We start from the raw sequence: 604 nt of genomic DNA on the forward strand, positions 1-604 counted from the left end.
CAGTGCTTTCGGGTTATGCAGGGCGCAGTCCAGCAGCATGCGCCAGAACTGCCGGGTTGTTCCGGGGCCGGCGCGGTGGATGCGGAAGAGCAGCCGGACGAAGCTGCGGAGATCGCCGCGTATCATCCGGTGAGCGCGCCTGCGCCGGAGCATGCGGCCCAGCCGGCGGACGCGGTCGAAATAGGCGGTCGGTTCGTAGATTGCCTGGAGGACTGTTCTGTAATCGTTCAGTACGTCACGGCGGGGGCGTTTTGTCTCGAAGTTCAGGCCGGCGGTGCACTGGTCTCCGGACTGGGTCTGTCCGTCATCGGAGAAGAGGCGTCCTTCGGCCAGCAGGCGACGTGTGAGCTGGGTTGTTGGCAGGGCGTAAAGCAGGCCGACCATGCAGACCGGGATTGCCGTGTCTTCGATGCAGTCGATCATGCCGGCGGCGACGCTGCCTTTTTCGCTGTCGAAGCCGACGATGAAGCCGGCGTTCACGAAAATTCCGGCCCCGTGGATTGTGGCGATGCTCTGCTGCAGACTGCGGCGGGTGTTCTGCTTTTTCTGCGTCATGACCAGCGTGTCTGTGTCGGGGCTTTCGATTCCGACGAAGACGGCGAAG

The 604-nt window shown here is 63.4% G+C and carries 1 protein-coding gene; it reads right to left on the reverse strand.

The window, feature by feature from the left end:
- A partial coding sequence (locus tag GOB93_RS21035; RefSeq protein WP_173585286.1) for a DUF4070 domain-containing protein occupies positions 1-604 on the reverse strand: 604 nt, incomplete at both ends.

Source organism: Acetobacter musti, from assembly GCF_011516835.1.
Classification (GTDB): Bacteria; Pseudomonadota; Alphaproteobacteria; order Acetobacterales; family Acetobacteraceae; genus Acetobacter; species Acetobacter musti.